This window comes from Vibrio sp. M260118, from assembly GCF_036533755.1.
Classification (GTDB): Bacteria; Pseudomonadota; Gammaproteobacteria; order Enterobacterales; family Vibrionaceae; genus Vibrio.
Window position 1 is genome coordinate 1 of sequence record NZ_JATABG010000182.1, and the last position, 6,773, is coordinate 6,773.

A 6,773-nucleotide genomic window follows, 5' to 3' on the forward strand; every position below is an offset into this window, starting at 1 on the left:
ATGAAATCCTGCAGCTCGTGAATGATCGTAAACGTATTCAAGTGACTGAGCTTGTCGATGTGATCGGCGTGTCTGGGGTTACCATTCGTCAAGATTTGAACTTCTTAGAGCAAGAAGGTTACCTCAAGCGGGTTCATGGTGCGGCGATGGCGCTACAAAGTGATGATCTTGATAGTCGCTTAGAAGTTCGTTTTGACATCAAGCAATCACTGGCTAACAAGGCTGCCGATTTGGTTGCGCCGAATGAAACTGTGTTAATTGAAGGGGGTAGTGCCAATGCTTTGCTCGCTCGAACGTTAGCTGAACGCGGTGACGTAACCATCATTACCCCTTCGGCCTATATCGCACATCTAATTCGCAATACTTCGGCCAACATTATTTTGCTCGGAGGTGTGTATCAGCATCAGGGTGAAAGTCTGGTTGGCCCACTCACTAAGCTCTGTATTGAGAACATCCATTTTAGTACGGCGTTTTTAGGCATTGATGGTTTCCACCAAGATACCGGCTTTACCAGTCGCGACATGATGCGCGCAGAGATCGCCGATACGATTTTGGCTAAGCAGCGTCGTAATATCATCCTTACCGATTCGAGTAAGTTTGGTCAGATTTTCCCATCGACAATTGGCACGACGAGTAATATCTCCATCTTGCTGACCGATGATTCAGCGCCTGAAGAAGATTTAGCCTACCTGAAATCGTCAGGTGTTGAAGTTGTTGTCGCTTAGAACGATTGCCAGAGGTGCTAATAGGGGATTACTGACTTAGTGCAACTCTCTTTGCCGCTGTTAAACCCATTTGATAGCCGGCCTCTAGTTTTGCCTTGTCTGTGGTTAAGCGTCCAACTTGAAAGCTGTCTTCCGGTGCAATCACATGAATCGTGCAATCCTCGGGCGGGTTATTAATAAACTCTAACGTTTGATTGTAGCGCTCAGCCCTGTTAATCATTGCCTCAGCGAGGTTTGGAGTGCCTTTCATCAGACGACGAATGAGCCAAGGGGCTTTGGTTGGTTTCTTCTGATAGCCAAGCCTTTGTGAAAGAACCACAGTTATCGTTTTTGCTCCGCGTTTGTATGCTTCAATCACTGGAATCGAGTCAGATACTCCGCCATCTATCATACGTTTGCCCCCCAATTTAAGGTGGTTTCGATACGCAAACGGTAAGGAGCACGAAGCCTTAGTTAGCTGTTCAAGGTTGCTCTCGTTACCTTGAATATAAACGGGCGTACCTGACTCAACATCTGTAGTCACAACGTGGAATGGCAGAGATTGCTGGTTGAAGGCTTGCATGTCATAAGGATTGTTTTTTGCGATATGGTCCCACAGCCAATCGAGGTCGACCCAATGACCGCCTTTGGTAAACTTCTTAAAATTGATGAAATCTGGCTGGCAAGAGTAATCCAAGATAATGGTATGAGTGCGACCTCGTTGCTTGGATAGCCACGAAGCAATATTGGTTGAACCTGCCGATACACCAATACAAAAATCAAATGGGTTGTAGTTATGGTCAAGAAAGCCATCTAATACCCCAGCAGCAAAGATGCCTCGCATCGCTCCACCTTCAATGACTAAGGCGTGTTTATTGGAGTGAGTAGACTCTGCTTGGCTAGATTCACTTTGACTTGAATGGGGTTGATTTTCGAACGTCATAACTTCCTGTCACTCTCCTGTTCGTCCATTTGAGTATTAACACTAGTCTATAACTGTGACGCGAGCAATACAGTCGCTTTATTGATATGACTAACTCTGTGATATGTTACTTGGGCGTGTGAGTAAAGCGTCATCACAAGGAAAAGAGATGCAATTGAACACTCTGATTGGCGAAAAAGAAGGGATCATATTATCAATCGTTTATCAATATTATGGTGATCTAGCCAAGGTAGTGGCTGAGTGGGTCGTCGAGTAAAAAGCTTTGATGAAACAAATTTATTAGATTAAGCACAGCTCATTGAGTTAAGGAACCAATATGAAAGTCGTTATCGCCCCGGACTCATACAAAGAGAGCTTAACCGCTATGGAAGTCGCCACCGCGATCGAGAATGGGTTTAAGCAGATTATGCCTGATGCTCAGTACGTCAAATTGCCGATGGCTGATGGTGGTGAAGGTACGGTTCAATCGCTCGTAGATGCGACTGGGGGCGATATCGAATCGGTCACGGTGACTGGCCCTTTGGGGCAATCCGTTGATGGTTTCTATGGTTTGTTGGGTGATGGCTCAACCGCAGTGATTGAGATGGCGGCTGCATCGGGCTTGCATTTGGTCGAGCCTAGTCAACGCAATCCGATGTTGACGACTTCTTATGGCACTGGAGAGCTGGTCAAAGCAGCTCTCGATAAAGGAGCTCAACATATCATCATAGGTATAGGCGGCAGCGCGACGAACGACGGTGGTGTCGGAATGGCGCAGGCGTTAGGAGCAAAATTACTTGATAAACATGGTAAAGATTTGGCGTTTGGTGGCGGCGTATTGGCCGATCTCGCGACTATTGATTTGTCTGGGCTTGACCCTCGTTTATCTGATGTTCAGCTAGAAGTCGCATGCGATGTTGATAATCCGCTATGTGGTTTAAAAGGAGCGTCGCATATCTTCGGTCCTCAGAAAGGCGCAACGCCTGAAATGGTTGAGCAGCTTGATAGCAACCTTGCCCACTATGCTGAGGTGATCCGCCAAACCACTGGTAAACACGTGATCAATCAAGCGGGAGCAGGCGCAGCTGGTGGGCTTGGCGCAGCGTTGCTTGGCTTGTTTGATGCCAGCTTGCGGTCAGGCATTAGCATAGTGATGGATGCAGTAAATCTATCAGAAGTGGTGAAAGACGCTGATTTAGTGGTCACGGGTGAAGGGCGTATCGATAGCCAAACGATTCACGGCAAAACTCCCATAGGAGTGGCGCGAGTGGCCAAACAATACGAACTACCTGTGATTGGTATTGCAGGCAGTATTGCCAAAGATTGTGCGGTAGTACATGAGCACGGTATTGATGCAGTTTACAGTGTTGTTCTAGGAGCCACTGACTTACCAACCGCTCTGAAAGAAGCGGTGTTTAATGTTGAAATGACGTCACGTAATGTTGCTGCTGCATTGGCACTCTCACTTAAATAATCAACCCCTTTACACTGTAAACGGCCGCTAACCAGCGGCCGTTTTTTTTGGAACAAACAAACTTGCGTTATTTGTTGGAGAAATAAATCGTTCACTAAAGATAAATGCAAACGAAACAAAAATGTCACCTAATCGGTGAAAAATGGCTGCGAAACGAAACAAACGAACTCCGTAAGAAACTAAACGAAACCTCAATACTAAGGAAAGGAATGATGAAACACTTATGGATTACCGGAATGCTTTCAGCGGCTGTATCTGGTTCAGCACTCGCAGCAACGGAAGTAACATGGTGGCATGCAATGGGCGGTCAGCTTGGCGAAACCGTGAACAAAATTGCGACTGATTTCAACGCATCTCAAGATGACTACAAATTAGTTCCTGTTTACAAAGGCTCTTATACAGAGACACTAACGGCAGGTATTGCGGCTTTCCGTGCGAACGAAGCGCCAAACATTCTTCAGGTGTTTGATGCAGGTGCTGCAACCATCATGAATGCAAAAGGTGTGGCTAAGCCAGTGCAAGACATCATGGTAGATTCTGGTTACAGCTTCAACTCTAAAGATTACCTAGCGGGTGTACGTAACTTCTATGCAGACAGCCAAGGTAAGATGGTTGGCATGCCATTCAACAGCTCAACGCCTGTACTTTACTTCAACCGCGACATGCTTGCAGAAGCGGGTGTTGAAGCACCTAAGACTTATGAAGAGATGGAAGTCGTTGCGCAAAAGCTAAAAGCAAAAGGCCACGCGGCATTTTCTCAGTCTCACACTCCTTGGATCTTCTTTGAGAACTTCAAATCTCGCCATAACCAACAGCTAGCTGACAAGAATAATGGTTACGATGCGCCAGCAACCAAAGTTATGTACAGCACTAAGAACCTACAGATGCACTTCACTAAGATGAAAGAGTGGGCAGACAAGGGTTACTACAAATATTACGGTAAAGACTGGGCAGCGAACCAAACGCCATTCGAACGTAAAGAAGTCGCAATGTGGATTGGCTCTTCGGGTTCATTTGGTGGCCTGCGTGACCGCGTTGACTTCAAGCTAGGCACGACATTCCTTCCTTACTGGGAATCGGTCGATAAGAACGCTGGCGTGACCTTTATTGGTGGTGCGGCGCTGTTTGCTCTGTCTGGTCATGATAAAGCAGAAGACAAAGGTGTTGCGGCATTCTTTAACTACCTAACTAGCCCAGAAGTTCAAATGCAGTGGCACAAAACAACGGGTTACGTTCCTGTCACTAACGCGGCTTATGAGCTAACTAAAAAATCTGGCTACTACAAAGAGAGCCCAGATGCAGAAGTGGGTGTTCAGCAATTGAGCCTACCTGGTGGTGAGTGGACTAAAGGTTACCGCCTTGGCTTCTACCCTCAGATCCGCGAAGTGATGTACCGTGAAACGGATAAGATCTTTGCAGGTGAGTCAAAAGTTCCGGCTAGCCTAGAGAAGATCGATATTGAAGCACAACAGCTTCTAAAGCGCTTCGCACGCACTGTTCAGTAAATTACGACCTTAAGCCTCACCTTTAGGGGGGGGCTTTCTTTTATCTCATATTTCTACTTTTTGGAGTCCACGTGGAACGTCGTCAACAATTCCGGCACTCTCCTTTGCCTTATGTGTTTCTGGCTCCGCAGATTTTAATTATTGCGATATTTTTTATCTACCCGGCAGCTCAAGCGGTTTACCTATCCTTTATGTTGGAAGATCCTTGGGGGTTATCATCCACCTTTGTCTGGTTTGAAAACTACACCATCCTTTTTGAATCAGAGGAATATTTAAAATCTGTCGGGTTTACTCTGTATTACTCGCTGTTGGTATCTTTCTTTTCATTGGCACTGGCGTTATTGCTCGCAGTAAAAGCGAATAATGTTCTTCATGGTCAAAGCACCTATCGAGTCACACTCACTTGGGTATATGCGGTAGCCCCTGCGGTGGCAGGTATGATGGGCACTTTCTTGTTCAGCCCTCACCTAGGTGTGTTTGTCGATCTGTTTAAAGCCCTCGATATCAACTTCAGTTTTCAAACTGACTCGAATGACGCCATTATCGCGCTTGTCGTTGTCTCGGTGTGGAAGCAGATCTCGGTAAACTTTGTTTATTTTCTGGCAGGTCTTCAGTCTATTCCAACTTCGGTTAAAGAAGCGTCGATTCTCGACTGTATTAGCGATACCAGGCGTTTCTGGACTATCACCTTTCCGCTTCTTGCCCCAACCGGTTTTTTCTTGTTGGTGATTAACCTGACCTATGCCTTCTTCGATACTTTCGGTGTTATCGACATGATGACAGGCGGGGGACCGGGCGGCTCGACCACAACCTTAGTGTACAAGGTGTTTACTGACGGGTTTGTCGGCGCAGACCTTGGTGGTAGCTCAGCTCAATCGGTAGTGCTATTGATTATGGTGCTTGGTCTTACCTATCTTCAGTTCCGTTTTATTGAAAAACGTGTTCATTATTAAGGGAGCTAAGACAATGAAAAACAATAGAATTAGCGATCATATTATTCTTATCTTGGGTGCGGCTTTTATGCTGTTCCCTATCTGGCTTATCTTCGCCAGCTCCACTCATGATTCAGCCACCATTCTTACGGAAGGCTTACAGTGGCTGCCAGGTGATCACTTTATTGAGGTCTATGATAAGGCGTGGAACACCGACCAAGGCTTCACTACTGACGTTACGGCTAAGACAATGATCATCAACTCGTTGATCATGGGGTTAGGGTTCGCCATCGGTAAGATAATCATCTCTCTGTGTGCAGCCTATGCTTTGGTCTACTTCAGGCTGCCCTATGCTAGTGCTTGGTTCTGGCTGATCTTCGTCACCCTGCTGCTTCCTCTTGAAGTGCGCATCATGCCTTCTTATGAAGTGGTGTCTAAGCTAGGCATGCTGAACAGTTATTCTGGTCTTATCGTTCCGCTAATTGCGTCGGCAACGGCGACCTTTTTCTTTCGTCAGTTCTTTAAAACCATACCTGATGAACTGCTTGAGGCGGCACAGCTAGATAATGCAGGGCCACTGCGCTTTATCGTCGATATCTTACTACCACTTTCACGAACCATGATGGCGGCGATTTTCATCATCATGTTTGTGGTTGGTTGGAACCAGTACTTATGGCCGATCATGATGACCACTGATGAAAGCTATAACACCATAGTGATGGGTATTAAGCAGATTTTGGCCAACATCAATGAGACGCCAGACCCAAGATACAACTATGCCTTTGCCATGGTGATCCTCGCCATGCTACCGCCCGTGCTGGTGGTGATTATCTTCCAACGCTGGTTCGTTAAAGGACTGGTTGAGAGCGAAAAGTAGAATTTAGAGCGAATATAACAATGTTACAAATTAAGCAATTGGTAAAAACTTACGAAAATGGCCATCAGGCAGTCAAAGGCGTCAATCTAGATACCGCCAACGGCGAATTTATCGTGCTTGTTGGCCCTTCTGGGTGTGGTAAGTCGTCTATTCTGCGCTCTATCGCAGGGTTAGAGTCGATCTCTGGTGGCGAAATCTACCTCAATAACCGACGAGTTGATACCGAAAAACCTGCGTCACGCGAGATTGCAATGGTGTTCCAAATCTACGCTCTCTATCCTCATGTGACGGTGTACAACAATCTCGCTTACGGTCTTAAAAATCGTGGTGTGGATATATCAGTGATTGATGAGAAGATT

The 6,773-nt window shown here is 46.2% G+C and carries 7 protein-coding genes; 6 read left to right on the top strand and 1 reads right to left on the bottom strand.

The features are described from left to right. Positions 1–725, top strand: a 725-nt coding sequence (locus QTO00_RS11810; protein ID WP_331424992.1) for a DeoR family transcriptional regulator, incomplete at its 5' end; no start/stop codon positions are given. Positions 726–753: 28 nt separating this feature from the next. Here the strand turns inward: QTO00_RS11810 and QTO00_RS11815 are convergent. Then, the gene (locus QTO00_RS11815; protein ID WP_331424993.1) at positions 754–1,647 is read right to left on the bottom strand and encodes a patatin-like phospholipase family protein; all 894 of its coding nucleotides are present in this window, start codon (positions 1,645–1,647) and stop codon (positions 754–756) included. A gap of 316 nt (positions 1,648–1,963) precedes the next feature. On the opposite strand from QTO00_RS11815, the gene QTO00_RS11820 reads away from it, so the two are divergent. From QTO00_RS11820 to QTO00_RS11840, 5 genes are all read left to right on the top strand, one after another. Next, a complete protein-coding gene (locus QTO00_RS11820) occupies positions 1,964–3,100 on the top strand; it encodes a glycerate kinase (protein WP_331424994.1) in 1,137 nt (378 codons plus the stop codon). A gap of 212 nt (positions 3,101–3,312) precedes the next feature. Then, positions 3,313–4,605 (top strand): extracellular solute-binding protein, encoded by a 1,293-nt coding sequence (locus QTO00_RS11825; RefSeq protein ID WP_331424995.1) that lies wholly within the window; start codon positions 3,313–3,315, stop codon positions 4,603–4,605. A 71-nt stretch (positions 4,606–4,676) separates the two neighbouring features. Then, the gene (locus QTO00_RS11830) at positions 4,677–5,558 is read left to right on the top strand and encodes an ABC transporter permease subunit (protein ID WP_331424996.1); all 882 of its coding nucleotides are present in this window, start codon (positions 4,677–4,679) and stop codon (positions 5,556–5,558) included. Between the two features lie 13 nt (positions 5,559–5,571). Then, positions 5,572–6,414, top strand: coding sequence for a sn-glycerol-3-phosphate ABC transporter permease UgpE (ugpE, locus tag QTO00_RS11835; RefSeq protein ID WP_331424997.1), 843 nt, complete (start codon positions 5,572–5,574; stop codon positions 6,412–6,414). Positions 6,415–6,434: 20 nt separating this feature from the next. Next, positions 6,435–6,773, top strand: a 339-nt coding sequence (locus QTO00_RS11840) for an ATP-binding cassette domain-containing protein (RefSeq protein ID WP_331424998.1), incomplete at its 3' end; no start/stop codon positions are given.

Coding starts and splice junctions, on each gene's coding strand:
- QTO00_RS11815 (WP_331424993.1), bottom strand. CDS start 1,647: ATGACGTTCGAAAATCAACCCCATTCAAGTCAAAGTGAATCTAGCCAA.
- QTO00_RS11820 (WP_331424994.1), top strand. CDS start 1,964: ATGAAAGTCGTTATCGCCCCGGACTCATACAAAGAGAGCTTAACCGCT.
- QTO00_RS11825 (WP_331424995.1), top strand. CDS start 3,313: ATGAAACACTTATGGATTACCGGAATGCTTTCAGCGGCTGTATCTGGT.
- ugpE (WP_331424997.1), top strand. CDS start 5,572: ATGAAAAACAATAGAATTAGCGATCATATTATTCTTATCTTGGGTGCG.